Below are 25,993 nucleotides of genomic sequence, written 5' to 3' on the forward strand. Positions count from 1 at the left end.
AGAAGATCCTGTCTGCGGGCCGGGCCCGCCTGTCTGCGCATGATACCGCGCGCTCAGGCCTCGGTGTCCAGGTCGGGGATGCGGCTGAAGGCGATGCGCATGGGCGCATGCTCCAGTGCCTCATGGGAGGTCGCGAAATAGACGGCATTGCGGCCAAAGCGCTGGTTCAGCGCATCCACCGCTCGCAGCAAATCGTCGCGCGCACGCGGCGTGATGCCGGGCAGCTCGCCCGGATCCTCGAACAGGTCCGGCGTGTGCTGTTGCTGCGGCACCAGTCCGTGCAGCAGCACCCCGACCTGTTGCGGCACGGACACGGCACCCAGGCCGTTGCCCCAGGCCAGATCCAGCAGACGCAGCAGCGCGGCAGTGTCCCGCGTTTCCTGGAAATGCAGGTCGCGCATGGCGGTACTGGCCTCGGGCAGCATCATGCCCAGATAGCCCTGCACCCAGACCTGCATCGCCTGCGCATAAAAGCCCTGCCGACGCAAGCGCATGGCAGCCTTCTGCAGCAGGCGGTGCAGCACGGCACGTGCCGCCTCCGGATGGCGCATGGCTGGCGGCAGCACATGGGAATGGCTGATGGAACGCGCCGGGGCTTCCGGGGCCAGGTGCCATTCGCCGCGCAGCTTGTCGTACATGGCACTGCCCTCGACACTGCCCCAGACAGTGCGCAGCAGATCGCGCGGAGCGGCATACAGCTGTTCTACCGTGTGGATGCCGCAGGCCTGCAGCCGGCGCTCCAGCCGCCTGCCAATGCCGTGGATGTCGCGCAGCGCCAACGCCAGCATGCGCTGCGGCAGCTCCTCACGCGTGATGACGGTCAGGCCATCGGGCTTGTGCATATTGGAGGCCTGCTTGGCCAGCAGAATATTCGGCCCGATGCCGATGGAGACCCGGAGGCACTCGCCCAGATCGTCATGCAGACGCTGCCTGAGCTGCCCGGCCAGCCAGCGCGCGCGTTCCGGCGTACGCCAGCTGCCCGTGAGCTCGCACGCCATTTCGTCAATCGACATCACGCGCAGTACCGGCACCAGGCTGTCAACCACGGCCACGGCGCGGTGGTGCATCTGCACATACAGCTCGGGCCGCGCCTCGCGCACGATGAGCCTGGGGCAGAGCCGGCGCGCCTCGCTGATCCGGGTACCGGTGCGAATGCCGTGCTCGCGCGCCTCGTAGCTGACCGCAATGCAGCAGCTGGTTTCGGCCAGCACCGGTGCCACCACCACCGGCTTGCCACGCAGGGACGCATCCAGCTGCTGCTCTACCGAAGCAAAGTAGGCATTGAAATCAATAAAGAGGATGCGCAACATGCCGATGCAAAATGGTTACTGTACGGAATAACAGTATTCTGCACCAGATTGCACCGGCTGAATAGCATTTTTTCACGCTCAGCGGGACTGCACCTGCTCCACGCCACGATTCGCCAGCGCATCGGCTTTCTCGTTGCCGGGATCACCTGCGTGGCCCTTGACCCAATGCCAGCTGATGCGATGGATGCCGCCATGCACCAGCGCATCCAGCTGCTGCCACAGCTCGGCATTCTTCACCGGCTGCTTGCTCGCCGTGACCCAGCCTTTCTTCTTCCAGTTGTGGATCCACTCGGTAATGCCCTGGCGCACATACTGGCTGTCCAGGTACAGATCAATCTGGCAGGGCCGCTTGAGCGCCTGCAGGCCACGGATCACCGCCGTCAGCTCCATGCGGTTGTTGGTGGTCTCGGCTTCACCGCCGAACAGCTCCTTGCTGTGCGATCCGGACTGCAGCCAGACCCCCCAGCCGCCCGGCCCCGGGTTGCCCTTGCAGGCTCCATCGGTATATATGGTCACGTGTTGCATGCTTGTACTCTCCCGATGCTTCCGAAGGTCCGGGATCATACACGCCGGCGCGATGGGCCGGCCTGCTGTGCCACCGGCACCTGGCTGCGCTGGCGCTTGATTTCCTTCCAGCGCGGCTGCAGCATGCGCATGCCGCGCACGCGCTTCACCGCCGTCAGCAGATAGACCCCGCCCAGCACCGGCCACCAGCGATCGCCGGCACGCTCCATCCACTCCAGCCGCCCGAACCAGCGCGCACTGTCCATGCCGGGGCGGTAGCAGCCAAAGCGGCCCCCTTCCACCTCCAGGTTCAGCAGACGCAGCCAGTCACGCAGCCGACGATGCCCGATCAGGTCATCGACATCGGGAATAAAGGGTTCCAGCCGGCCTCCCATGCGGTGCGCCAGCATGCTGTAGTGCTGCTGCGCTCCCCACAGACTGGTCGGGTTGAAGCCGATCACCAGCAGCCGTCCCTCGGGCACCAGCACGCGTGCCACCTCGCGCAGCGTGGCGTGCGGATCGGCGCTGGCTTCCAGCGTATGCGGCAGCACCACCAGATCGACGCTGTTCTCGGCAAACGGCAAGGCTGTCGGGTCCAGGATCAGGTCAGGTTGCGGCTGCGGCACGCCGGCAGCCTGCACTTCCTGCGGCGTCAGCGTGGCCGGTTCGTCCTGCCAGCAGGCCTCCACGCCGGCCAGCCAGCGATGCTGGATACGCGAGTTGCGCAGCAGCTGCAGATACTCGCAGCCGATCTGCAGCGCATGGTAGCCAAAGCAGTCGGCCACCACCTGATCGCCATGTTCCAGTTCCCAGGCGTGCAGATATCTTCCGGCCGGCGAGCGGAACCATTGCGCAAAATCTATAATCTCTGAGGACATTTCCCTTGATCAGCCTGTTTGAACCTCATGCACCTGCTGGCGCTACCTGCTTTCGATGACAACTATATCTGGATCCTGCACGACGGCGCAGCTGCCGTGGTGGTGGATCCGGGCGATGCCGCACCGGTCATCGAAACCCTGCGCGCGCAGCAACTGGCCCTGGCCGCCGTGCTGGTCACGCACCACCATGCCGACCATGTCAGCGGGCTGGACGCGCTCTGGCAGGCCTGCGGCAACGCTGCCACGACAGTGTACCTGCCTGCCGGCGACGGCGTGCCGGCCAGTGCCCACGCCAGCATTCCGGCGTCCGCCATCCACTCCGTCCAGGGCGATGATCACATCACCCTGCTCGGCAGCGCCTTCCGCGTGATCGACGTGCCCGGCCATACCGCCGGCCATGTGGCCTATGCCAGCGACACCGTCCCCGGCCAGCCACCACTGCTGTTCTGCGGCGATACCCTGTTTTCCGGCGGCTGCGGTCGCCTGTTCGAGGGCACGCCGGCACAGATGCTCGATTCGCTCGATCGCCTGGCTGTCCTGCCCGCCAGCACCCTGGTGTGCTGCGCGCACGAGTACACGCTGTCCAACCTGCGCTTTGCACAAGCGGCCGAGCCCGGCAATGCCGAGCTGGCCCACTATCTGCAGCAGTGCGAGGCCCTGCGCGCCAAGGGAAAGCCGACCGTCCCGTCCACCATCGGACGGGAACTCCAGATCAACCCCTTCCTCCGGGTGCGGGAGCCTGCGCTACAGCAGGCCGCGCAGGCACAAGGTGCCGCCAGTACCGGCCCGGTGGACACCCTGGCAGCCCTGCGGGAATGGAAAAACCGATTCTGATTTCCTCCCCGGCTGCATCGGGTTTCCCGACACCGACTGTTCATGCCGACATTCCGATACCTGTGCGCCGCCCTCATGCTGGTCCTGCTGGCAGGCTGTGCCTCCACCAGCCAGACCTCTTCCACCGGTACCGGCCTGCGCGTCCCTGACCTCGATCGTGGCCGTACCAGCCTCGGCCTCAACAACCCGAACAACGTCTGGGATCGCCTGCGCCAGGGCTTTGCCATGCCGGATCTCGACAATGCCACCGTGCGCGACCGCGAGGCCTGGTATACGCGCAACCCGTCGTCCATCCAGCGCCTGATCGGCAGCTCCGACAAGTACATCTACCACGTGATCGAGGCACTGGAAAGCCGCAACATGCCGACCGAGATCGCGCTGCTGCCGTACGTGGAAAGCTCGTTCAACCCGCTCGCCGTCAGCAGTGCCAAGGCAGCCGGCATGTGGCAGTTCATGCCGGCCACCGGCAAGCAGTACGAGCTGCACCAGAACCTGTTCCTGGACAACCGGCGCGACGTGGTGCAGTCCACGCGTGCCGCGCTCGACTACCTGCAACGCCTCTACAACATGTTCGGTGACTGGCACCTGGCACTGGCCGCCTACAACTGGGGCGAAGGCAATGTGCAGAAGGCGATCCGCCGCAACCAGGCCGCCGGCCGTGGCACCAGCTTTTCCGAGCTGACCATGCCGCAGGAAACCCGCATGTACGTGCCCAAGCTGCAGGCCCTCAAGAACATCGTGCGCAACCCGGCCACCTTCAATACCGCGCTGCCCAATATCGCCAACCACCCGTATTTCGACCAGGTGCGCATCACGCGCGACATGGACACCAGCACGGTCGCCCGGCTGGCCGGCATCTCGCTGGAAGATTTCCGTGCCCTCAACCCTTCGCTCAACCGGCCGCTGGTGATTGCCTCGCTCACGCCCACGCTGCTGCTGCCCTGGCAAAGTGCCCCGCGCTTCCGCCAGAACCTGGCCAACGCCCGGGATCAACAGCTGGCCAGCTGGACACTGTGGACCGCCCCCGCCGACATGAGCGTGACCGAAGTGGCGCGACAGCACGACGCCGATGAAGACGAGCTGCGCAGCATCAACAGCATTCCCTCGCGCATGCGTGTGCGCCGCGGCTCCACCCTGCTGGTGCCGCGCCATGACCAGCATGCCGATGAAATCGCGCCACATGTGGCACGCAGCGGCAACATCAGTTTCGTGCCCGAAGTCGTGCTGCAAACCACCACGCTCAAGGCCGAAGCCGGAGACACGATTGCCAGCTTTGCCGAACGCTTCGGCCTGCCGGTCAGCTCGGTCGCCAGCTGGAACAATGCCAGCCCGGGCACACGTCTGAGCGCCGGCCAGGAAGTCACGGTGCAGCTGCCACGCCAGCAGGCCAGCCAGCTGCGTCAACAGCAACAGGCCCAGGCCGCCATCGAACGCCGCGCGCGTGAGGCGGAAGAACAGCGCGCCACCGCTGCCGAGCGCAGCGCCCGTGCCTCCGAACAACAGGAGCGGGCAGCGCGCAGCCAGCCGCAGACAGACACGGCCAGCACCAGCAGCCGTCGCGCTGCCCCGGCAGCAGAAACACGCGCCAGCCGGGCCACACCTCCGGCCGCCAGGACCGAAGCAGCCACAAGCACCCGCGCGAAGGCCGCTGACGACAGCCGCAAGCGCAGCAGCCAGACCGAGACCGCAGCCCCCGTCAGAGGCAAACGTAACAGCCGGCAGGAAGAAGCCGCTCCCGCCAGAGGCCAGCGTGCCGCCAGGGCAGAAGACAGCAGCGCCGACAAGCGTGCAGGTGCCGGCAAGGCGGCCAGCCGTACAAGCAGCAAGGCGGAATCCGCCGACAGCAAGAGCGGCAACCGCAGCAACACCCGGTCCGCCAAGGCTGAAGCAGAGCCCGCCAAACGCACGCCCACTACCGGCAAGCCGGTACGCGCTGCCGAGACGGCCGATACCCAACCAGCCCGAGGCAAGCAGGCGGCCGACAAGAAGCCCGCTGACAACAAGGCCGCCGACAGCAAGCCCAGCGGAAAAACTCCGGCAGCCGGCAAGCAACCCGCCGATAAAAAGTCGGCAGACAAGAAGCCCGCTACCGACAAGAAAGCTGCTGCCAAATCACGCTAAGCGCGTGATCGGGATCGATTTCAGGCAAACTGCTGCTGCAGACGCGCAGCCAGCGCCTGCTCCAGCGCGGATAGCTGTGCCCTGACCGCCGCCACACGCGCTCCGGGCGAAGGCCGCTGCACCCCGCCCCAGACCGGGCCGGGGAAATGGCTGTCCCAGTCAAAACGCGCAATCACGTGCCAGTGCAGGTGCGGTACCACATTGCCCAGCGTGGCCAGGTTGATCTTGGTCGGGCGCAGATGTTCGCGCAACAGCTGCTCCACCAGCGTGACTGCTTCCATGCCCTGCTGACGCTCGCTGACCGACAAGTCACTCCACTCTGCCACATGGCGATTCCAGATCAGGCGGTAGAACGCCGGGAACGGCGCATTGGCCGCTTCGTCCGCATGCACCAGCCGCCACTGGCGGCCCTGCCACACGATCCGGCCACCGTCCTCGCGGCACAGCACACAATCCTGTTTCATGTTGTTGTTCCTTTCCTGTTGCAGGCACATCCTGTCGCAAAGCCACGTGCCGTGCGCCTCCGGACCTGCTATCTTCGGGAATTATCGTACGCCCTTTGCTGCTCCTGCCATGCCCGCTTCCGTTTCCCGCCGCCACTGCCTGCAACTGATTCCTGCCCTGGGCCTGCTCGGACTGAGCGGCTGCTCGGCCGCTTCGCTGATCCGCAGCATTGATCTGGATGGCGATGACCTGCAGCGCAAGCTGGCCGCACGCTTTCCCATGCAGCAACGCCTGCTCGGCATGGCCGAAATCACGCTGCGCCATCCGCGCCTGAGCTTCCACCCCGACACCAACCAGATCGGCACCCGGGTGCAGGTCGATGTGCCCTCGGTCTTCGGCATCACGCCCACACTGTCCGGCACGGTGGACCTGCGCTACGGCCTGCGCTTCGAGCCCTCGGACAACAGCGTGCGCATCACCGATCTGCGCGTACAGGCGATTGATTTGCGTGATCCGGCCGGCCGCAGCCAGCTGCGCATCAGCCAGGCCGTCAGCCTGCTTGGCGAGCAGCTGTTCAGCGATTACAGCGTCTACCAGCTGAGCGCATCCGATCTGGCCAAGGCACGCCAGCTGCGCCTGAAACCCGGCAAGGTCACGGTCAAGCGCAACGGCCTGGAAATCGAATTGCTGCCCGGCAGCTAAACTAAACCCTGCAGGCCATGCCGGAATCGGCTCTCTCCTAGAATCATTTAATCAAATAATGAATTGATGCACACAGGAGAACCATGAACCATTGGGACCAGGCCTATAGCGATGTCGAGGGCTACAAGTATGGCGAGCAGCCCAACGCCTTTCTGAAGGAGCAGGCACACCGCATTCCGGCCCGGGCCCGGGCGCTGCTACCCGGAGATGGCGAAGGCCGCAACGGTGTCTGGCTGGCCGAACAGGGCCACCAGGTCTGCGCGCTCGACAACTCGGCAGTGGGTCTGGCCAAGGCCGAGGCTCTGGCACACCGCCGTCAGGTGACGCTGCAGACCGTGCTGGTGGATCTGGCCGACTGGCAGCCGGAACCCGCCAGTGCCGATGCCGTGGTGCTGACCTATCTGCACCTGCCGCCGCCACTGCGCACGCCGGTGATGCACAAGCTGGTGCAGGCGCTGAAACCCGGCGGCGTGCTGCTCCTCGAAGCCTTCCACCCACGCCAGCTGCAATACAGCAGCGGCGGCCCGAAGAACGAGGCCATGCTGTACACACTGGACATGCTGCGCGGCGACCTGGCCGCAGACATGCAGGAGTTGCTGGCAAGCGAATCGGAAATCCTGCTGGACGAAGGCCCGGGCCACCAGGGACCGGCCTACGTTACACGCTGGATCGGCCAGAAAATCTGATTTTCATCCTGATCAGGAACAAATCCTGATTTGACAGACAAAAAACAGGCCTGGCAATCGCCAGGCCTGTCTTGTCATGGGTAACGCAGAACCGGCTTACACTAGCACGCGCTCGATCCCGCCGCTGTTGGCGGCATCCACATAGTCCTTCATCCAGCTTTCGCCCAGGATCTGTTTGGCCATCTCGACCACGATGTAGTCGGTTTCCATCAGACCGTTGGGCAGATCCTCGTTGTAGCGGCTCAGACCCTGGAAGCAGCTCGGGCAGCTGGTCAGCATCTTGACCGGCTGCTTGCCCTGCGACGGTGCCAGGCCGTTGGCCTGCTGCAGCTCGGCCAGCTGGCCGGCGTTCTTGCGGATTTCCTCGGTCTTGCGGAAGCGCACCTGGGTCGATACATCCGGGCGGCTCACGCCCAGCGTACCGGATTCACCACAGCAGCGGTCGCTCTTGACCACCGCCTCGCCCAGCAGGCCCTTGACCGTCTTCATCGGATCCTGCAGCTTGAGCGGCGTATGGCAGGGATCGTGGTACAGATAGCCTTCCGGCTTCGGCAGCGTGATGCCCTTTTCCAGCAGGAATTCGTGGATGTCGATGATGCGACAACCCGGGAAGATCTTTTCGAACTGGTAATCCTGCAGTTGGTCATAGCAGGTGCCGCAGCTCACCACCACGGTCTTGATGTCCAGGTAGTTGAGTGTGGTGGACACGCGATGGAACAGCACGCGGTTGTCGGTAATCATCTTCTCGGCAATGTCGAACTGGCCGGAGCCGCGCTGCGGGTAACCACAGCAGACATAGCCTGGCGGCAGCACGGTCTGCACGCCGGCATGCCACAGCATGGCCTGCGTCGCCAGGCCAACCTGGCTGAACAGACGCTCCGAACCGCAGCCCGGGAAGTAGAACACCGCCTCGCTGTCCACCGTACTGTTCTGCGGATTGCGGATCACCGGCACATAGGCACGATCCTGGATGTCCAGCAGCGCCCGGGCCGTCTTGGTCGGCAGGCCGCCCGGCAGCTTCTTGTTGACGAAGTGGATCACCTGCTCCTTGAGCGGAGCCGTGCCGACCGAAGCCGGCGGATGCGCGGTCTGCTGCTTGCCGGCCATGCGGAACATGTCCACCGCCGCCCGCTGCGCCTTGAAGCCGACATTCACCATGGCCGAGCGCATCAGGTTGATCCTGCCCGGCTCGGTGGCGTTCAGCATGGTCATGGCCAGCGCCTTGCCGGGGCGGAAGCTCTGCTTGTCCATCTTGCGCAGCAGGTTGCGCATGTTCATGGAAACATCGCCAAAGTCGATATCCACCGGGCACGGCGCAAAGCACTTGTGGCACACCGTGCAGTGCTCGGCCACGTCCTCGAACTCGCTCCAGTGGCGCAGGCTGACGCCGCGGCGCGTCTGCTCCTCGTACAAAAAGGCTTCGGCCAGCAGCGAAGTCGCCAGAATCTTGTTGCGCGGGCTGTACAGCAGGTTGGCGCGCGGCACGTGCGTGGCACACACCGGCTTGCACTTGCCGCAGCGCAGGCAGTCCTTCACGCTGTCCACGATCGAGCCGATATCGCTCTGCTGCATGATGATGGACTCGTGCCCCATCAAGCCGAAGCTGGGCGTGTAGGCATTGGTCAGGTCGGCCAATGCCGTGGTGCCGGCATAGACGGCCCGCTGGGAATCGCTCATCACCACCGGACGCAGCAGCTTGCCCTTGTTGAAGTGGCCTTCGGGGTCGATGCGCGCCTTGTAGTCGGCAAACGGTGCCAGTTCCTCGTCGGTCAGGAATTCCAGCTTGGTGATGCCGATGCCGTGCTCGCCCGAAATCACGCCGTCCAGGCTGCGCGCCAGCGCCATGATGCGCTTGACCGCCTCGTGCGCCAGTTGCAGCATGTCGTAGTCATCGCTGTTGACCGGGATGTTGGTGTGCACGTTGCCGTCGCCGGCGTGCATGTGCAGCGCCACCCAGACACGGCCCTTGAGCACGCGCTGATGCACGGCATCGATGGCGTCGAGCAGCGGCTTGTAGGCTTCGCCCAGGAAAATCGCCTGGAACGGCTTGCGCAGCTGGGTTTTCCAGCTGGCGCGCAGGGAATGGTCCTGCAGCTCCAGGAAATGGGCATCAATATGGTCGGACCAGTCCTGCCATTGGGCGCGCACCTCGGTCACCAGTTGCCTGGCCTTGGCCACGCGGCCCGGCAGCAGGTCACGCGCATCACCGCTTTCCATGGCGGCGGCTTCGGCATCGAACTTGCCCAGCGGCAGCACCGGCTGGTCAAAAAAGGTCAGCAGTTCGTCACACAGCTGGATCTTGTTGCGCAGGCTCAGCTCGATGTTGATACGCTCGATGCCATCGGTGTACTCGGCCATGCGCGGCAGCGGAATCACCACGTCCTCGTTGATCTTGAAGGCGTTGGTGTGGCGGCTGATGGCCGCCGTCCGCTTGCGATCGGCCCAGAATTTCTTCGCCGCTTCGGGCGTGGTGGCAATAAAGCCCTCGCCGGCACGGCTGTTGGCAATGCGCACTACCTCGCTGGTGGCGCGGGCCACGGCATCCGGATCGTCACCCACGATGTCGCCAATCAGCACCATCTTGGGCAGGCCGCTGCCGCCCAGCTCACCGCTGGAGCCGCGCTGGCTCTTGGTCGCATAGCCCACGGCCTTCAGGTAGCGGTCGTCCAGGTGTTCCAGGCCAGCCAGCATCACGCCGCTGCGCTTCTGCTCCTCGAACATGAAGTCACGGATCTCGACGATGCTGGGCACGGCCAGCTTGGCGCTGCCGAAAAACTCCAGGCAAACGGTGCGGCTGTGCGCCGGCATGCGGTGCATGACCCAGCGCGCGCTGGTGATCAGGCCGTCACAGCCCTCTTTCTGGATGCCGGGCAGACCGCTGAGGAACTTGTCGGTCACGTCCTTGCCCAGACCTTCCTTGCGGAAGGTAGCGCCCGGAATATCCAGGCGCTCGGTGCGCAGCGGCGTCTTGCCATCGGCCTCGAAATAGCGCAGCTCGAAGCTGGCCACCTCGGCATCATGGATCTTGCCCATGTTATGGCCAATGCGGTGCACCTCCAGCCACTTGGCGTCGGGCGTGACCATGCGCCAGCTGGCCAGGTTGTCCAGCGCCGTGCCCCACAGCACGGCCTTCTTGCCACCGGCGTTCATGGCGATGTTGCCGCCAATGCAGGAGGCCTCGATGCTGGTGGGATCCACCGCAAACACCAGGCCGGCGCGCTCGGCCGCCTCGGCCACGCGGATGGTCACCACGCCGGCACCGGACCACACGGTAGGCACGGCATGGTCCATGCCGGGCAGCTGCACCATCTCGACCTCGGTCAGCTGGTCGAGCTTTTCGGTGTTGATGACGGCACTCTTCCAGGTCAGCGGGATGGCGCCACCGGTGTAGCCGGTACCGCCGCCACGCGGCACGATGGTCAGGCCCAGATCGACACAGCCCTTGACCAGTTCGGCCATTTCGGCCTCGGTATCGGGGGTGAGCACGACCAAGGGATACTCGACGCGCCAGTCGGTCGCATCGGTCACATGGCTGACACGGCTCAGGCCGTCAAACTTGATATTGTCCTTGCGCGTATGGCGGCCCAGGCGGCGCTGCACCTGCTGGCGCAGCTCCAGTGTCACGCCGAAGGAGCGCTCGAAGCTGTTGACCGCCTCGTGTGCCAGCCCCAGCAGCTCGGCCACGGCAGCATCACGGCGCTCGTCGTGGCCGGACTTGCCGCCACCACGGCGCTTGTCGATCTCGCCCAGGCGATGGCGCATGGCCTCGATCAGCATGGCACGGCGCTTGGGGTTGTCCAGCAGGTCGTCCTGCACATAGGGGTTGCGCTTGATCACCCACATGTCACCCAGCACCTCGTACAGCATGCGGGCGGAACGGCCGGTTTCACGCTCGCTGCGCAGTTCGGTCAACAGCTCCCAGCCATGGTGGCCCATCAGGCGTTCCACGATCTCGGCGTCAGAGAAGCTGGTGTAGTTGTAGGGAATCTCGCGGATACGCTGGCGGCCATCGGTGGCGGCCAGCAGGTTCTTGTGCATTACGGGTGCATTCATGGCGATCAGGGCCTCATGACGCATCGCGCCTGGAGCGGGCGGGACGCTGGGTGAAATCTGGCGCAAACAAGGATTTTAGTCCAAGGGGCTGCACCGGATGTCCGTGTGGATACTGCACCGCAACAAGGATGCAGCAAAAGCCGCTGCCCCGGGCTCAGCGGGGATCGGAATGATCTGTATTACTTGCGGGCACATCTGCCAAAGGCAAGGCCGGCCGGTAGCGGCGCAACAGCCAGACCTGGCAGGCCCCTGTCACCACGGCCAGCGCGATATAGGTCGTCATGGCCCCATCCCCCAGCAACACCGCCCCTGCCAGCAGCACCAGGGCACCGGCCAGGAACAGGCGCAGCCACTGCTGCCTCCAGCCCAGGGTAATGGCATGGCGGCGCGCAAACAGGCGATGCCAGAGCTGCAGCACGCTGGCCATCCAGATGGCCGGCAGCAGCAGGTTGAACAGGTGGTTGAGCAGATCGACAGGTCCCATGGTGTAGTGGCTTGTGCGACTGTTGTACGGCTGTGCAGACAGAAGCAAACAGGGATTTTATAATGCTGCGCATGTCAGTATGGGCCTTGGGCATCAACCACAATACCGCGCCGCTGGATTTGCGTGGCCGTTTCGCATTTGCCGTCGAGCAAATGGGACCGGCCCTGCATGGTCTGCGCCAGACGTTTGCGCACCATCCGGAAGCCGCCATCATCTCCACCTGCAACCGCACCGAGGTGTATTGCGCGAGTGACCGCATCGATATCGCACACACGCTGGACTGGCTGGCCCAGGCCGGCGGCGTCAGCAGCGATGCACTGCGCCAGTACACCTACACGCTGCAGAACGATACCGCCGCGCGCCACGCCTTCCGCGTCGCCAGCGGGCTCGATTCCATGGTGCTGGGCGAGGCCCAGATCCTGGGCCAGATGAAGGACGCGGTGCGCGCCGCCGAAGCCGCCGGCAGCCTGGGCACCACGCTCAACCAGCTGTTCCAGCGCAGCTTCTCGGTCGCCAAGCAGGTGCGCAGCAGTACCGAAATCGGCGCCCACAGCATCAGCATGGCCGCCGCCGCCGTGCGCCTGGCCTCGCAGCTGTTCGAGGACATCGGCAAGATCCGCATCCTGTTCGTCGGTGCGGGCGAGATGATCGAGCTGGCCAGCACCCACTTTGCCGCGCGCAATCCGAAGCAGATCGTGATTGCCAACCGCACCATGGAGCGCGGCGAGGCCCTGGCCAGCCGCTTTGGCGGCAGCGTGATGAAACTGGCCGACATTCCCGATCGCCTGCACGAGTTCGATGCCGTCATCAGCTGTACCGCCAGCACCCTGCCCATCATCGGCCTGGGAGCCGTAGAGCGCGCGCTGAAGAAGCGCCGCCACCGCCCCATGTTCATCGTGGACCTGGCCGTGCCGCGCGATATCGAGCCCGAGGTCAAGGCCCTGTCCGACGCCTACCTCTACACCGTGGACGACCTGGCCAGCGTGGTACAAACCGGCCAGGCCCAGCGCCAGGCCGCCGTGTCGCAAGCCGAGGCCATCATCGATGAAGGCGTGCGCAACTTCATGCACTGGCTGCAGCAACGTGATCCGCACTATGGCGTGGTATCGTTGATCCGTGAAGTACAGGACCAGACCGAGCAATGGCGTGCGCTGGAGCTGGCCAAGGCCCGCAAGCGCCTGGCCAAGGGCGATGACATCGACGCCGTGCTCGAGGCACTCAGCCGCGGCCTCACGCAGAAGATGCTGCACGGTGCCCTGTCCGAACTGCGCCAGCCCGATCTGGCGACCCAGGTGCACGCCAGCGATGCGGTGCGCCGTTTCTATCTCCGCAGCAACAGGAATCAAGCCAAGGCATGAGTGATACAACGCAGGACCGCATCTGGTGGTTTGCCGTCGACCAGCAGAAATCCGGCCCCTACACCCGCGCCGAATTGCAGGAGCAGGCCCGTCAAGGCCGCTTCGGCATGAACGACCATGTCTGGCACAACGGCCTGACCGAGTGGATGCCGGCGCGTGATGTCCCCGGCCTGTGGCAGTCCGCCGGACTGCAGCCGGTTGCCGATGCCGCACCGCCCCCGGCGCCAGTCGGCTGGAGCCCCTCCGCTGCCCCACTGGCCGCACAGGGCACGCAGCGCATGGGCTTTATCACCGCAGTCCAGACCTGCCTGCGCAAGTACGCCGATTTCTCCGGCCGTGCTTCGCGTTCCGAGTATTTCTGGTTCCTGCTGTTCTACTACATCGTCGCCCTGCCCGCCGCCCTGCTGCTGAGCGAGGAACAGGCCACGGCGCTGACCCTGCTGTCGGCCGTGGCCGTGCTGGCCTTTTCGCTGCCCATGTACGCCGTGGGCGCGCGCCGCCTGCACGATACCGGCCTGAGCGGCTGGTGGCAGCTGCTGCATGTGTTCAGCATCATCGGCAGCGTGATCGTGCTGGTCCTGACCCTGCGCCAGGGCGAGCCGGGCAGCAACAAGTACGGTCCGCCGCTGATCTAGCGCCGCACGCTCCCCCTGCCCCGCCTTCCAGGCCTGCCCGCGCAGGCCTGTTGTCCGATTCCCGCCGGCCCGTCTTGCCATGAAGCCCTTTCTCCGCACCCAGCTGCAGCGCTACGCCGAACGCCAGCACGAACTCGATTTCCTGCTCAGCCGCGAGGACATCATGCAGGACATGGACAAGTTCCTGGCGCTGTCGCGCGAGCACAGCCAGATCACGCAGATCGCCGGCCGCTGGCAGCGCTACCAGCAGGTCGAGACCGATATCGCCACCGCGCAAGAGTTGCTGGACGATGCCGACATGGCCGAGATGGCCGAAGAGGAAATCCAGTCCGGCCAGGCCGAGCTGGCCACGCTGGAAAACGAGCTGCAGCGCCTGCTGCTGCCCAGGGATCCGGACGCCGAGCGCCCGGCCTATGTGGAAATCCGCGCCGGCACCGGCGGTGACGAATCCGCCCTGTTTGCCGGCGACCTGGCGCGCATGTACACGCGCTACGCCGAAACCCAGGGCTGGCGCGTGGAAACCATGAGCGAATCGCCGGCCGAACTGGGCGGCTACAAGGAAATCGTGCTGCGGCTGGAAGGCCCGGACAGCAGCGATACGCATCTGGGCGTGTACGGCACGCTGATGTTCGAATCCGGCGGTCACCGCGTGCAGCGCGTGCCAGTCACCGAATCGCAAGGTCGCGTGCACACCAGTGCCTGCACCGTGGCCGTGATGCCCGAACCCGACCCGGCCCAGGCCATCACGCTCAACCCGGCCGATCTGCGCATCGATACCTTCCGCGCCAGCGGCGCCGGCGGCCAGCACGTCAACAAGACCGATTCCGCCGTGCGCGTGGTGCATCTGCCTACCGGCATCGTGGCCGAATGCCAGGACGGTCGCAGCCAGCACAGCAACAAGGCCAAGGCGCTGCAGGTGCTGCAAGCGCGCATCCAGGAGCAGGAGCGCAGCGCCCGTGCCGCCAAGGAGGCCGCGCTGCGCAAGGGCCTGGTCGGCAGCGGCGACCGCAGCGACCGCATCCGCACCTACAATTTTCCGCAGGGCCGCCTGACCGACCACCGCATCAACCTGACGCTGTACAAGCTGGCCTACGTGATGGAGGGCGACCTGTCCGAAGTGCTGCAGGCGCTCTGCCATGCGCGCGAGGCCGAACTGCTGGCCGAGCTGGAAGTCAACCAGTGACAGCCGCCACCCTGCCCAGCCTGGCCCAGGCGCTGCAGCAGGCCGCACGTGCGGGCCTGCCACGCATCGATGCGCAATTGCTGCTGCTGCACGCCATTGGCCAGGACGATGCCGACCGCGCCTGGCTGCTGGCGCATGACGAGCAGACCTTGACCGCGCAACAACTGGCGCACTGGCAACAGCTGGTGCAGCGCCGGCTGGCCGGCGAGCCGGTCGCCTATCTGCGCGGTTTTCATGCGTTTTACGGCCTGCAGCTGGCAGTGGATGCGCGCGTGCTCGATCCGCGCCCCGATACCGAAACCCTGGTCGACTGGGCACTGGAGCTGCTGCCCGGCCTGCCACAGCAGCCGCTGCTGGCCGATCTGGGCACCGGCAGTGGCGCCATTGCCTGCGCACTGGCCGCCAATGCGCCGCAGGCCGAGGTATATGCCTGCGATGCCAGCGCCGACGCCCTGCAAGTGGCGCAACACAATGCCCGCACGCTGCAATTGCCGATTCGTTTTGCCCATGGCAGCTGGCTGCAGGCCTTTGGCGACCTGCGCTTTCACCTGATCGTCAGCAACCCGCCCTATATCCGCAACGACGATCCGCATCTGGCCGCGCTCACGCACGAACCGCTGCAGGCGCTGACCAGCGGCAGCGATGGCCTGGAGGACATCCGCCAGATCATCGCGCAGGCGCCACGGCACCTGCATGCCGGCGGCTGGCTACTGCTGGAACATGGCTACGATCAGGCGGAGGCCGTACAGCAGCTGCTGCGCAAGCAGGGCTTCAGCCAGGTGCAATCGCGCCGGGATCTGGCCGGCACGGCCCGCTGCACGGGTGGCTGCCTGGAGGAGACGCCCTAAGCAACCTTGCCGATTTCAGGACACCCGAATTGGCCGATAATCTCCCCCATGCACCCAGCTTCGGGTGCGCTGTATTGAGACTTTTTTAGCAGGATTTTTCCCATGAGCGATACCCAGCAACAGATCGACGAACTGGTCAAGAGCCACCCCATTGTGCTGTTCATGAAAGGCAACGCCAGCTTCCCCATGTGCGGCTTCTCCGGCCGTGCCATCCAGATCCTGAAGGCGATCGGCGTGGACCCGCGCCAGGTGGCTACCGTCAACGTGCTGGAAGACGATGAGCTTCGCCAGGGCATCAAGACCTACAGCAACTGGCCCACTATTCCGCAGCTGTACGTGAACGGCGAGTTCATCGGCGGTTCCGACATCATGATGGAAATGTACGAAAACGGCGAGCTGCAGCAAATGGTGCAGGCCCTGCCCCAGCAGGACTGATCCCGCTGCCCCTGCCGCCTGAGCGGCGGCGGGGCCGCCTCGTGGTACGGACAGCCGGGCCGGTAGCCCGCTGCACACGCTGTCCGCTACCGGTGTGCCACCCACCCTCTCCTGTATGACGCTTGCCCAAGCCCTGTTGCTGATTGCGCTGATCCTGGCATCGGCGTTTTTTTCCATGGCGGAAATCTCGCTGGCGGCCTCACGCCGCGTCCGCCTGCGGCAACTGGCCGATGATGGCGAGGCCCGTGCCCATGTGGTGCTGGGCATTCAGGAACAGCCCGGCGACTATTTCACCGTGGTGCAGGTGGGCCAGAATGCCATCGCCATCCTGGGCGGTATCGTGGGCGAAGGCAGCCTGACACCGGTGTTCAGCCAGCTGCTGGCACGCGTGTTGCCCGCCACACAAGCCGCCAGTCTGGGCTTCGCCCTCTCCTTTCTGGTGGTGACGTCAGCCTTCATCCTGTTTTCCGATCTGCTGCCCAAGCGCATCGGCATGAACGAGCCGGAAAAATTTGCCATCCGCCTGGTGCGGCCCATGCAGCTGGTCACGCTGCTGCTGCGGCCGCTGGTGTGGTTCTACAGCAAGACGGCCGATGTGCTGCTGCGCCTGTTCGGCATGCCGACCCAGCGCGATGACCGCGTCACGCCCGATGACATCCTCTCGCTGGCCGAGGCCGGTGCCCAATCCGGCCTGCTGGCACGCAACGAGCAGCAGGTGATCGAGAACGTGTTCGAACTCGACAGGCATCACCGTGACCAGCGCCATGACCCCGCGTGACCGCATCGCCTGGTTTGATCTGGACGAACCCGATGCCATCATCCGTGCCCGCATCACGGCCGAGCCTTTCTCCACCTACCCGGTGATGGACGAGGACATGGACCGCGTGGTGGGCTATGTGGATGCCAAGGACCTGTTCCAGCGCGCCATGCGCAACGAGGCCATCCAGCTGCGCGACCCGACCCTGCTGCAAAAGGTGCTGGCCGTGCCCGACCGCCTGACGCTGGCCGAGGTGCTGGACCAGTTCCGCCAGGTGCACGAGGACTTTGCCGTGGTGGTGAACGAATACAGCATGGTGGTGGGCGTGGTAACGCTGAATGACGTGATGAGCACGGTCATGGGCGATCTGGTGTCCATGGACGAGGAAGACCTGATCGTGCGCCGTGACGACCATTCCTGGCTGATTGATGGCGTCACGCCGATCAGCGATGTGGAACGCGCCCTGCACCTCCAGGACGACCTGCCGCACGAGGGCGATTACGAGACCATGGCCGGCTTCATGATGGTGATGCTGCGCCGCATGCCGCGCCGCACCGACCGCGTGGTGTGGGGCGAATACACTTTCGAAGTGATGGACGTGGACAACTACCGCATCGACCAGGTGATGGTGACGCGGGAAACTGCACCCGAGTAAGGCTCAGAAAAAACCGGCCGCAATATTGATGGCCATGGCCAGCACGATGGCGTTGAAGGCATAGGCCAGCACGCAGTGCAGCAGGCCGGTGCGGCGCATGCGGGTGCTGGTAAAGCTCACGTCAGCCGTCTGGCCCGAGGTGGCGATCACGAAGGCGAAATAGAAGAAATCCAGATAGCCGGGCTGCCGCGTGTCCGGGAACGCCAGACCGGGCTGGCCGTGCAGGCGCTCCTGCTCGTAATAATCATGCGCGTACAACTGCGCAAACAGGGTGTGGATGAACACCCAGGCCAGCGATACCGTCAGCATCGCCAGCGCCACATGCAGCCCCTTGGCTGTGCCCTGCAACGCGCGCGCCGCTGCCATTTGCGTGACCACGGCCACCAGCGCCAGCACAATTGCCAGCAGGGCCAGCCCCAGCGCCATGCCATGGCCCTCGGCCTGCACACGGGCCCGCCGGCGGATACTGTCCACACTGGCATCGGCCTGACACATGTGCCACACCGACAGCAGATACACCACCGCCCCCATGCTCCAGGCCACCAGCACATGGGCATGCAGATCGGCATGCCAGACAAAGGGCAACAGGCCACCGGCCAACACGCCCACGGCAATGCTGGCGGCGAGTCGGGGATGGGTACGGATCAGGGTGAGCATGGCGTTATGCTACAGGAGGCGATGGGGTCGTGGCATGCCCCTGCCCTGCCATTGGCGGATACAATACGCGATTGCGTGGAACGCAGGGGGGCGTTAGCTCAGTTGGTTAGAGCAGGGGACTCATAATCCCTTGGTCGCAGGTTCAAGTCCTGCACGCCCTACCAGATGCCTTCAGGGCAAGCGCTTCTGCCGGGTGCAGCACAGCAGCACCTGCCCCGCATCACGCATGGTGTTTCACCCAGCTTTTCAATACCTCATTGATGCGCGTCTGCCAGCCAGCGCCCGTGGCCCTGAAGGCCTCCAGTACGGCGCTGTCAATGCGCAAGGTGACTTGCGTCTTGCTGCCACTGCCCGGCGGACGCCCGCGACGCAGCTGTGGCCTGACCTGCTCCCATTCGGCATCTGTGAGCGGACGTGCATCGGGGTCAACCTGAGCGGCAGTCGTGATGGCGGCATCTTCGGCTGGTGTCGGCAGTTGCAGCACTCTGCCAGTGCGGCTTTTAATATTCCGTGACATAACGGTGTACCTCTCTCAGGTTCGCTTTTCTCAGGCTGATGATGCGGCGCTCTGCAGGAGCGGCTGGTGGCCTGTCTACATAGGCTACAAAGTACAGGCGATCCTCCATGGGCACCAGGGCGCACATCCGCTTTTCTCCATAGTCTTTCCGCGAATCCTCCCAGCCCAGGGCTTCGTCCCATGCAAGTTCACCGGCTACACCCAATGCCATGCCATGCTTTTGCTGGTTGATGGCATCCTTGATCGAGTCAAACGTCAGGATTGGCATAAATTATTGTAGTTACGATTAATGGTTTGTCAAGCATTTTTTGTAGTTACGAAATAACTGTCTCTCATGACAGCATTCAGGGATCGCCTTGCTGGTCCACACCAATACGCAGTTGCGCAAGCATGGCTCTCACACATCAATATTGGATTGTATTTCATTATATTTATTAAAAATAATAATTCATTGGGTCTATATTTTTATTGTGCCGAGTTGGTGACACCGACTGACAACCTGCCATGTCATGCGGAGCCGCAGCATGAGCCATGCACAAAGCAGCCAAGGACCAACCAGCAGGAACACAGTCCACATCACCCCATGGGAACCACCGCCATGACTGCCCAACCCAGCCTCGGCGGTATGGCTGCGGTGATAATCTCCCTCCATGAACGCCGTAGAAATCGAAGCCGCCCTCTCCGACCTGGCCCTGCAGGACTTTGACGCTGCGGAGTTTCCGTTTGCGTTTCTGGCTGCGTTTGGCAACAAGGAAACTGCGCTCAAGCGCCTGCGCAGCGGCAACAACAATGCCTCGGATGTAACAGGCGGCGTTCTGCAGCGCAACAACATCCATCTGGCCGTGTGCGAGGCTGGTCAGGTAAGCCAGACCTTGCAGGCGCTACGTAGCAGCCCGGCCACGACCAGGGGCAAGGCCCGCTACATCCTGGCCACCGATGGCGACACACTGGAAGCAGAAAACCTGCTGGAAGGCGACACCATTGCCTGCGCCTACCCGCAATTTGCCGACCATTTCGGCTTTTTCCTGGCGCTGGCGGGCATTTCCACCATTCAGGAAATCAAGGACAACCCGGTCGATGTGCGCGCCACGGGCCGCCTGAACAAGCTGTACCTGGAGCTGCTGCGCGAGAACCCGGATTGGGCTGGCGAAGACCGCCGCGCTGACATGAACCACTTCATGGCTCAGCTCATCTTCTGCTTTTTTGCCGAAGACACGGGGATTTTCAGCCGAAACGGCCTGTTTACCCAGACCGTGGAGCAGATGAGCGAGCGCGACAGCAGCAACACGCATGCGGTGCTGGCAGACATCTTCCGCGCCATGAATCTGCGCCATTCGGATCGCGGCAACGACCTGCCCCGCCTGCCCGGCTGGGCCGATGCCTTTCCCTACGTCAACGGTGGCCTGTTTGCCGGTACACCACAGGTGCCGCGCTTTACCCGCATGGCGCGCACCTATCTGCTGCACGCTGGCGCGTTGAACTGGAAGGAGATCAACCCCGATATCTTTGGCAGCATGATCCAGGCCGTGGCCGATGACAATGAACGCGGCGCGTTGGGCATGCACTACACCAGTGTGCCGAACATCCTGAAGGTGCTCAATCCGCTGTTTCTGGATGAGTTGCGCAGCCAGCTGGAAGCAGCAGGCAACAACGAGCGCAAGCTGCTGAACCTGCGCAAGCGCATGGCGCGCATTCGCGTATTTGATCCGGCCTGCGGCAGTGGCAACTTTCTGGTGATTGCCTACAAGCAGATGCGCGCGATCGAGGCCGAGATCAACCGCCGCCGTCAGGAGCCCCACCTGGGCAGCGTGATTCCGCTGACCAATTTCCGCGGTATCGAACTGCGCGATTTTCCGGCGCAGATTGCCCGGCTGGCGCTGATCATTGCCGAGTTTCAGTGTGATGTGCTGTATCGCGGGCAGCAGGATGCGCTGGCCGAATTTTTGCCTCTGAATGCCGAAAACTGGATTGTCAGCGGCAACGCCCTGCGACTGGACTGGCTGAGCATTTGTCCGCCCACCGGCACCCATGTGCAACTGGTGGCGGATGATCTCTTTGAAATTCCGCTGGATCAGGCCGAAATCCACTTCGACAACGAAGGTGGTGAAACCTATATTTGCGGCAACCCACCGTACTTGGGCTCCACCTGGCAAAGCGATGAGCAAAAGGCCGATCTGGAGGCGGTGCTGGCACGCCATGCGCGACAGTGGCGCTCACTGGATTACGTGGCCGGCTGGTTCATGAAGGCTGCCGAATACGGAACGCAAACCCCGTCAGTTGCGGCCTTTGTAACGACCAACTCCATTTGCCAGGGGCAGCAGGTGCCGATTCTGTGGCCGGCCATTTTTGCCACCGGCAGTGAAATCGCCTTTGCCCATACCAGCTTCAAGTGGGCCAATCTGGCCAGCCACAATGCGGGCGTGACGGTGGCCATTGTGGGCATTTCCAGCCAGCCACCGGCAACGCGGCGCCTGTACTCCCTGCCTGCCGATGGCAACAAGGATGCTGTGGATGTCAAGGAAGTCAGCCATATCAATGCCTATCTGGTACCTGGTGCCAATGTGACAGTGAGCAAGGCCACTCGCCCCTTATGTGGTCAGGCAGACATGAACTTTGGCAACAAGCCTGTCGATGGCGGCCATCTGCTGCTGACCAGGGATGAGGTAGCAGCGCTGCAACTGACGCCCGCGCAGCGCGAACGCTTTATTCGCCGCATTTATGGTTCTGCGGAGTTTATTCGTGGGCTGGAACGTTACTGCCTGTGGATTAGCGACGAAGACCTACCGGAAGCCATGCAGATTACCACCATTGCCCACAGAATTGAAGGTGTGCGTGCAATGCGCCTGGCTAGCTCTAAAGCAGCCACCGTGACACTGGCTATTTCGCCTCATCAATTCGGAGAGGTACGCCAAACAGGGCACGAAACGCTCATAGTTGTGCCAAGCGTTTCATCGGAAAATCGTGATTATCTTCCTTGCGGCTTTGAACCCATCGGAACGCTTATCAACAACGCAGCCTTCGCCCTCTACGACGCCCCCCTCTGGAACATGGCCCTGATCGCCTCCCGCCTGCATCTGGTCTGGATCGGCGCGGTATGTGGCAAGCTGGAAACCCGTTACCGCTATTCCAACACCCTGGGCTGGAACACCTTCCCCGTCCCCCTGCTGACGGAGCAGAACAAGATCGACCTGACGCGCTGCGCCGAAGACATCCTGCTGGCGCGCGAGGTGCATTTCCCCGCCACCATCGCGGATCTGTACGACCCGGACAAGATGCCCGACAACCTGCGCCACGCCCACGAACGCAACGACGAAGTGCTGGAACGCATCTACATCGGCCGCCGTTTCCGCAACGACACTGAACGGCTGGAGAAGCTGTTTGACCTGTACACCCGGATGACCACCAGTGGCAACAAGCGCAAAGCCCGCTGACAGCCTGATGAGATGCCTGCCGGGCCACATCAGGGCGGTTTGAAGCCTCTCTTTTTTACATCCACCCATTCCTGCCCGCCTACACTCCAGACATGACCCAAGACAGCAACCCGGCCAACGCCCGCATCATCCCTGCAGTGTCCATCACCACCGCACGCACAGGCGCGTCCAGCAAGTCCAATGCCCTGGGCATGCGCCCCATGCAGGAGCGCGCCTATGCCAAACGTGGCGAGCAATACCTGCTGATCAAGTCCCCGCCCGCCTCCGGCAAGAGCCGTGCGCTGATGTTTATCGCCCTGGACAAACTGCACCATCAAGGCCTCAAACAAGCCGTCATTGTGGTACCGGAACGCTCCATTGGCAGCAGCTTTGCCGATGAACCCCTGAGCCAATTCGGCTTCTTTGCCGATTGGCAGGTCGCCCCGCAATGGAACCTGTGCAATGCACCCGGTATTGATGAACCGCGGGTAGCCAAATCCAAGGTGGAGGCGGTTCGCCACTTTCTGGCCAGTAATGACAAGGTGCTGGTTTGCACCCACGCCACTTTCCGCTTTGCAGTGGATGAACTGGGCATCGAGGCCTTTGACGACCGCCTGATTGCCATCGACGAATTCCACCATGTATCCAGCAACCCGGACAACAAGCTGGGCCAGCAACTGGGCGCATTCATTGCCCGCGACAAGGTGCATCTGGTCGCCATGACGGGCTCCTATTTCCGGGGCGATAGCGCCGCCGTGCTGACACCCGCTGACGAAGCGCGCTTTGAAACAGTGACCTACACCTATTACGAGCAGCTCAATGGCTATCGTTGGCTGAAGTCGCTGGATATTGGCTACTTCTTCTATACGCGCAGCTATGTGGAAGCCATCCACCATGTACTGAATCCGGCTTTCAAGACCATTGTCCATATTCCCAACGTCAATTCGCGTGAAAGCCTGCAGGACAAGGAACGCGAGGTCAACGAGATCATGCACGCGCTGGGGGAATGGAAAGGGGTTGATGCAGCCACCGGCTTTCATCTGGTGCAAACGCCGGAGGGCCGCATACTGAAAATTGCCGACCTGGTGGATGACAGTGACCAGGCCCGCCGCTCCAGCGTGCTGAGCGCCTTGAAAAATCCGGCGCAGAAGCACAACCGCGACCATGTGGACATCATCATCGCGCTGGGCATGGCCAAGGAAGGCTTTGACTGGATCTGGTGCGAACACGCGCTGACCATTGGCTACCGCAGCAGCCTGACCGAAATCGTGCAGATCATTGGCCGTGCCACCCGCGATGCCGAAGGCAAGGAGCGCGCCCGCTTTACCAACCTGATTGCCGAACCTGCGGCAGACCAGAGCATCGTGACGGAAGCCGTGAACGACATGCTCAAGGCCATTTCCGCCAGTTTGCTGATGGAACAGGTACTTGCGCCCCGTTACGAGTTCACGCCAAAGAATCAAGGCCCCAGGGATGGCTATGACTATGGCCCGGAGGGCTACCAGGAAGGCCGCAGCAATGTGGGGGTGAACGAGGCTACCGGCCAATACCATATCGAAATCAACGGCCTGGCCAGCCCGTCAACACCCGAGACCACGCGCATCTGCCGCGAAGATCTGAATGAAGTCATTACCAGTTTCCTGCAGGACAAAACGGCACTCGAACGCGGCCTGTTCGACCAGGAAAATACCCTGCCAGAAGACCTGACCGTGCTGCGCATGGGCAAAATCGTGCGGGAACGCTACCCGGAGCTGAGCACCGAAGAACAGGAAGCCATTCGACAGCACGCAATTGCCGCCATGAACATCACCCAGCAGGCCAAGTTGGCGCTGGCTCAGGGCGATGCCCATGGCGGCGGCAATACCGCACTGATCGATGGCGTACGCAAATTTGTCAACGTGCGTGACCTGGACATTGACCTGATCGACCGCATCAACCCCTTTGAAGCAGCCTACGCCGTGCTGGCCAGGACCATGGACGAAAAAACCCTGCGCCAGGTACAAGCCAGTATTGCCGGCAAGAAAATCACCTTGTCCGAAGAGGAAGCACGCGAGCTGGCCATGCGGGCCCTGATGTTCAAGAAGGAACGCGGACGCCTGCCGGACATTAACTCGTCCGACGCCTGGGAACAGAGGATGGCCGAAGGCGTTGCGGCACTGGCACGCTACCGCGCCAAGGCGCAACGGGAGGCTGCACAGTGAATCACATGGATGATGATGCCCTGCTGGCGGCCCTGGGGGTTGAAGTTGTACCAATCAAGGCAGAGCAACACTCCCCACGCGAAGAACGCATCATGGCGGGCTTCGAGGATATTCTGCGCTTTTACCAGGCGCATGGACGTGCTCCGGCGATGACAGAAGAAGCGGATATTTTCGAGCGCCTGTATGCGGTACGCCTGGAACAGTTGCGCAAACTGCCGGAAGCTCAGGCGCTGCTAGTGGAGATGGATACGCCTGGTTTGCTGCAACCAGGCGCCGCCACCACTGTCGATCCGGACAGCCTGGATGATGACGCCCTGCTCTCCCAACTTGGCGTGGAAACCACCTCTGACAACCCTGATGACATCAGCGTGCTGCGCCATGTGCGTTCCAGTGCCACCAAGCGCGCCGCAGAAGACATTGCGGAACGCAGCGCCTGTGATGACTTTGATCGTTTTGCCCCCCTCTTTGAACAGGCTGAACAGGAGCTGCAAGCCGGCATCCGCAAGGCACTGCGCTTTGGGCGTGATACCAGTGTGGAGCAAGGCAACTTCTTTATCGTGGGTGGACAAATGGCTTACGTGGCCGAAGTTGGGGAATCTTTCAAGGCTCCCAATGGCAAGAACGATGCCCGCCTGCGCGTGATCTTTGCCAATGGCACGGAAAGCAACCTGTTGCTACTCTCCCTGCAGCGAGCCCTGTACAAGGACGATACCGGTCGCCGCCTGAGCGAACCAGACATGGGGCCACTCTTTGGCGACGCTCCGGAACCAGACGACCTGGCAACAGGCACCATCTACGTGCTGCGCAGCCTCTCCAGCCACCCGTTTGTGGCCGAACATCGCGAGATCATCCACAAGATTGGTGTCACCGGTGGCAAAGTGGAAACCCGCATTGCCGCTGCCAGCAAGGACGCCACCTATCTGCTGGCAGATGTGGAAGTAGTTGCCACCTACAAGCTGCACAACCTCAACCGCACCCGCCTGGAAGCCATCTTTCACCGCGTCTTTGCTGCTGCGCAGCTGGATCTGATGATCGAGGACCGGTTTGGGCAGCCGGTCAGGCCCAGGGAGTGGTTTCTGGTGCCGTTGCAGGTAATTGATGAGGTGGTCGAGCGGATCAAGGACAAGTCCATAACAGGCTATGTCTATGATCCAACGAACGCACGACTGGTTTCCGCATAAGTAGCCATAAAGGGGCAATAGCATAAGCCAAAAAGCAGAGCAGCCAGCTATCGGCTGGGGCTTCATCGACAAGCGAGACCGGAGCATTGAAGCCCTGATCTGGCTTGACGTAGAACCCTTCGAGACTGAAGAGGAAGGCA

Annotated in this window: 21 protein-coding genes, 1 tRNA gene and 1 pseudogene; 14 read left to right on the forward strand and 9 right to left on the reverse strand. The window is 63.2% G+C overall.

The features are described 5' to 3' along the window. Positions 1 to 53: 53 nt before the first annotated feature. The 3 genes from C513_RS0100315 to C513_RS0100325 form a co-directional block, all read right to left on the reverse strand. Entirely contained in the window at positions 54 to 1,310 is a 1,257-nt protein-coding gene (locus tag C513_RS0100315) for a Y-family DNA polymerase (RefSeq protein ID WP_018714032.1), read from the reverse strand. A 78-nt stretch (positions 1,311 to 1,388) separates the two neighbouring features. Then, positions 1,389 to 1,835, reverse strand: a complete 447-nt coding sequence (gene rnhA, locus C513_RS0100320) for a ribonuclease HI (protein WP_018714033.1) — start codon at positions 1,833 to 1,835, stop codon at positions 1,389 to 1,391. A gap of 35 nt (positions 1,836 to 1,870) precedes the next feature. Beyond that, positions 1,871 to 2,692: a class I SAM-dependent methyltransferase gene (locus C513_RS0100325; RefSeq protein WP_018714034.1), complete on the reverse strand. Its 822-nt coding sequence runs from the start codon at positions 2,690 to 2,692 to the stop codon at positions 1,871 to 1,873. A gap of 27 nt (positions 2,693 to 2,719) precedes the next feature. On the opposite strand from C513_RS0100325, the gene gloB reads away from it, so the two are divergent. Then, complete coding sequence (gloB, locus tag C513_RS0100330) at positions 2,720 to 3,526, forward strand: hydroxyacylglutathione hydrolase (protein ID WP_018714035.1); 807 nt, start codon at positions 2,720 to 2,722, stop codon at positions 3,524 to 3,526. Between the two features lie 42 nt (positions 3,527 to 3,568). Continuing rightward, positions 3,569 to 5,647, forward strand: a complete 2,079-nt coding sequence (locus tag C513_RS12310; RefSeq protein ID WP_083927321.1) for a transglycosylase SLT domain-containing protein — start codon at positions 3,569 to 3,571, stop codon at positions 5,645 to 5,647. A 20-nt stretch (positions 5,648 to 5,667) separates the two neighbouring features. On the opposite strand, the gene C513_RS0100340 is transcribed toward C513_RS12310, so the two are convergent. Continuing rightward, positions 5,668 to 6,111: an HIT family protein gene (locus C513_RS0100340; RefSeq protein ID WP_018714037.1), complete on the reverse strand. Its 444-nt coding sequence runs from the start codon at positions 6,109 to 6,111 to the stop codon at positions 5,668 to 5,670. 109 nt (positions 6,112 to 6,220) lie between these two features. Here C513_RS0100340 and C513_RS0100345 point away from each other — a divergent pair, with 109 nt between their 5' ends. Continuing rightward, entirely contained in the window at positions 6,221 to 6,793 is a 573-nt protein-coding gene (locus C513_RS0100345; RefSeq protein WP_018714038.1) for a YceB family lipoprotein, read from the forward strand. Positions 6,794 to 6,876: 83 nt separating this feature from the next. Beyond that, positions 6,877 to 7,479 (forward strand): class I SAM-dependent methyltransferase, encoded by a 603-nt coding sequence (locus tag C513_RS0100350; protein WP_018714039.1) that lies wholly within the window; start codon positions 6,877 to 6,879, stop codon positions 7,477 to 7,479. Positions 7,480 to 7,575: 96 nt separating this feature from the next. Here C513_RS0100350 and C513_RS0100355 read toward each other — a convergent pair whose 3' ends face one another. Continuing rightward, entirely contained in the window at positions 7,576 to 11,532 is a 3,957-nt protein-coding gene (locus C513_RS0100355) for a DUF3683 domain-containing protein (RefSeq protein ID WP_026320377.1), read from the reverse strand. Positions 11,533 to 11,686: 154 nt separating this feature from the next. After that, complete coding sequence (locus tag C513_RS12315; RefSeq protein ID WP_018714041.1) at positions 11,687 to 12,016, reverse strand: hypothetical protein; 330 nt, start codon at positions 12,014 to 12,016, stop codon at positions 11,687 to 11,689. Positions 12,017 to 12,087: 71 nt separating this feature from the next. Between C513_RS12315 and hemA the strand changes: the two genes are divergently transcribed. From hemA to paeA, 6 genes and pseudogenes are all read left to right on the forward strand, one after another. Then, complete coding sequence (gene hemA / locus C513_RS0100365) at positions 12,088 to 13,374, forward strand: glutamyl-tRNA reductase (RefSeq protein ID WP_026320378.1); 1,287 nt, start codon at positions 12,088 to 12,090, stop codon at positions 13,372 to 13,374. Continuing rightward, positions 13,371 to 14,009, forward strand: a complete 639-nt coding sequence (locus tag C513_RS14075) for a DUF805 domain-containing protein (RefSeq protein ID WP_018714043.1) — start codon at positions 13,371 to 13,373, stop codon at positions 14,007 to 14,009. The genes hemA and C513_RS14075 overlap by 4 nt, the downstream gene beginning before the upstream one ends. 79 nt (positions 14,010 to 14,088) lie before the next feature. Next, the gene (gene prfA / locus C513_RS0100375; protein ID WP_018714044.1) at positions 14,089 to 15,192 is read left to right on the forward strand and encodes a peptide chain release factor 1; all 1,104 of its coding nucleotides are present in this window, start codon (positions 14,089 to 14,091) and stop codon (positions 15,190 to 15,192) included. Then, positions 15,189 to 16,040, forward strand: a complete 852-nt coding sequence (gene prmC / locus C513_RS0100380) for a peptide chain release factor N(5)-glutamine methyltransferase (protein WP_018714045.1) — start codon at positions 15,189 to 15,191, stop codon at positions 16,038 to 16,040. Before prfA ends, prmC begins: the two co-directional genes overlap by 4 nt. 102 nt (positions 16,041 to 16,142) lie before the next feature. Beyond that, positions 16,143 to 16,475: a Grx4 family monothiol glutaredoxin gene (gene grxD, locus C513_RS0100385; protein WP_018714046.1), complete on the forward strand. Its 333-nt coding sequence runs from the start codon at positions 16,143 to 16,145 to the stop codon at positions 16,473 to 16,475. A gap of 115 nt (positions 16,476 to 16,590) precedes the next feature. Next, positions 16,591 to 17,887, forward strand: a pseudogene (gene paeA / locus C513_RS13500) (polyamine export protein PaeA). A gap of 3 nt (positions 17,888 to 17,890) precedes the next feature. Here paeA and C513_RS0100395 read toward each other — a convergent pair. Continuing rightward, complete coding sequence (locus C513_RS0100395; RefSeq protein WP_018714047.1) at positions 17,891 to 18,544, reverse strand: DUF1345 domain-containing protein; 654 nt, start codon at positions 18,542 to 18,544, stop codon at positions 17,891 to 17,893. Between the two features lie 87 nt (positions 18,545 to 18,631). Between C513_RS0100395 and C513_RS0100400 the strand changes: the two genes are divergently transcribed. Beyond that, a tRNA-Ile gene (locus C513_RS0100400) sits at positions 18,632 to 18,708 on the forward strand. 56 nt (positions 18,709 to 18,764) lie between these two features. On the opposite strand, the gene C513_RS0100405 is transcribed toward C513_RS0100400, so the two are convergent. Both C513_RS0100405 and C513_RS0100410 read right to left on the reverse strand, forming a co-directional pair. Next, the gene (locus tag C513_RS0100405) at positions 18,765 to 19,028 is read right to left on the reverse strand and encodes a BrnA antitoxin family protein (protein WP_018714048.1); all 264 of its coding nucleotides are present in this window, start codon (positions 19,026 to 19,028) and stop codon (positions 18,765 to 18,767) included. A gap of 16 nt (positions 19,029 to 19,044) precedes the next feature. After that, positions 19,045 to 19,329, reverse strand: a complete 285-nt coding sequence (locus C513_RS0100410) for a BrnT family toxin (protein ID WP_018714049.1) — start codon at positions 19,327 to 19,329, stop codon at positions 19,045 to 19,047. A 382-nt stretch (positions 19,330 to 19,711) separates the two neighbouring features. Here C513_RS0100410 and C513_RS0100415 point away from each other — a divergent pair, with 382 nt between their 5' ends. The 3 genes from C513_RS0100415 to C513_RS0100425 all read left to right on the forward strand — a co-directional run bounded on the left by C513_RS0100415 (position 19,712) and on the right by C513_RS0100425 (position 25,853). After that, on the forward strand, positions 19,712 to 22,492 hold the full coding sequence (locus tag C513_RS0100415) for a class I SAM-dependent DNA methyltransferase (RefSeq protein WP_018714050.1): 2,781 nt from the start codon (positions 19,712 to 19,714) through the stop codon (positions 22,490 to 22,492). 92 nt (positions 22,493 to 22,584) lie between these two features. Next, positions 22,585 to 24,672 carry a DEAD/DEAH box helicase gene (locus tag C513_RS0100420; protein WP_018714051.1) on the forward strand — a complete coding sequence of 696 codons (2,088 nt, stop codon included), beginning with the start codon at positions 22,585 to 22,587 and terminating at the stop codon, positions 24,670 to 24,672. After that, positions 24,669 to 25,853, forward strand: coding sequence for a GIY-YIG nuclease family protein (locus C513_RS0100425; protein WP_156815996.1), 1,185 nt, complete (start codon positions 24,669 to 24,671; stop codon positions 25,851 to 25,853). Before C513_RS0100420 ends, C513_RS0100425 begins: the two co-directional genes overlap by 4 nt. The last annotated feature ends 140 nt before the right edge of the window (positions 25,854 to 25,993 follow it).

It is taken from the genome of Allobrachymonas chironomi DSM 19884 (genome assembly GCF_000374625.1).
In the GTDB taxonomy this organism is placed as follows: Bacteria; Pseudomonadota; Gammaproteobacteria; order Burkholderiales; family Burkholderiaceae_C; genus Brachymonas; species Brachymonas chironomi.

What these genes read in the sequence shown, in the direction of transcription:
- C513_RS0100315 (WP_018714032.1), bottom strand. Translation starts at nt 1,310, where the DNA reads ATGTTGCGCATCCTCTTTATTGATTTCAATGCCTACTTTGCTTCGGTA.
- rnhA (WP_018714033.1), bottom strand. Translation starts at nt 1,835, where the DNA reads ATGCAACACGTGACCATATATACCGATGGAGCCTGCAAGGGCAACCCG.
- C513_RS0100325 (WP_018714034.1), bottom strand. Translation starts at nt 2,692, where the DNA reads ATGTCCTCAGAGATTATAGATTTTGCGCAATGGTTCCGCTCGCCGGCC.
- gloB (WP_018714035.1), top strand. Translation starts at nt 2,720, where the DNA reads ATGCACCTGCTGGCGCTACCTGCTTTCGATGACAACTATATCTGGATC.
- C513_RS12310 (WP_083927321.1), top strand. Translation starts at nt 3,569, where the DNA reads ATGCCGACATTCCGATACCTGTGCGCCGCCCTCATGCTGGTCCTGCTG.
- C513_RS0100340 (WP_018714037.1), bottom strand. Translation starts at nt 6,111, where the DNA reads ATGAAACAGGATTGTGTGCTGTGCCGCGAGGACGGTGGCCGGATCGTG.
- C513_RS0100345 (WP_018714038.1), top strand. Translation starts at nt 6,221, where the DNA reads ATGCCCGCTTCCGTTTCCCGCCGCCACTGCCTGCAACTGATTCCTGCC.
- C513_RS0100350 (WP_018714039.1), top strand. Translation starts at nt 6,877, where the DNA reads ATGAACCATTGGGACCAGGCCTATAGCGATGTCGAGGGCTACAAGTAT.
- C513_RS0100355 (WP_026320377.1), bottom strand. Translation starts at nt 11,532, where the DNA reads ATGAATGCACCCGTAATGCACAAGAACCTGCTGGCCGCCACCGATGGC.
- C513_RS12315 (WP_018714041.1), bottom strand. Translation starts at nt 12,016, where the DNA reads ATGGGACCTGTCGATCTGCTCAACCACCTGTTCAACCTGCTGCTGCCG.
- hemA (WP_026320378.1), top strand. Translation starts at nt 12,088, where the DNA reads ATGTCAGTATGGGCCTTGGGCATCAACCACAATACCGCGCCGCTGGAT.
- C513_RS14075 (WP_018714043.1), top strand. Translation starts at nt 13,371, where the DNA reads ATGAGTGATACAACGCAGGACCGCATCTGGTGGTTTGCCGTCGACCAG.
- prfA (WP_018714044.1), top strand. Translation starts at nt 14,089, where the DNA reads ATGAAGCCCTTTCTCCGCACCCAGCTGCAGCGCTACGCCGAACGCCAG.
- grxD (WP_018714046.1), top strand. Translation starts at nt 16,143, where the DNA reads ATGAGCGATACCCAGCAACAGATCGACGAACTGGTCAAGAGCCACCCC.
- C513_RS0100395 (WP_018714047.1), bottom strand. Translation starts at nt 18,544, where the DNA reads ATGCTCACCCTGATCCGTACCCATCCCCGACTCGCCGCCAGCATTGCC.
- C513_RS0100410 (WP_018714049.1), bottom strand. Translation starts at nt 19,329, where the DNA reads ATGCCAATCCTGACGTTTGACTCGATCAAGGATGCCATCAACCAGCAA.
- C513_RS0100415 (WP_018714050.1), top strand. Translation starts at nt 19,712, where the DNA reads ATGAACGCCGTAGAAATCGAAGCCGCCCTCTCCGACCTGGCCCTGCAG.
- C513_RS0100420 (WP_018714051.1), top strand. Translation starts at nt 22,585, where the DNA reads ATGACCCAAGACAGCAACCCGGCCAACGCCCGCATCATCCCTGCAGTG.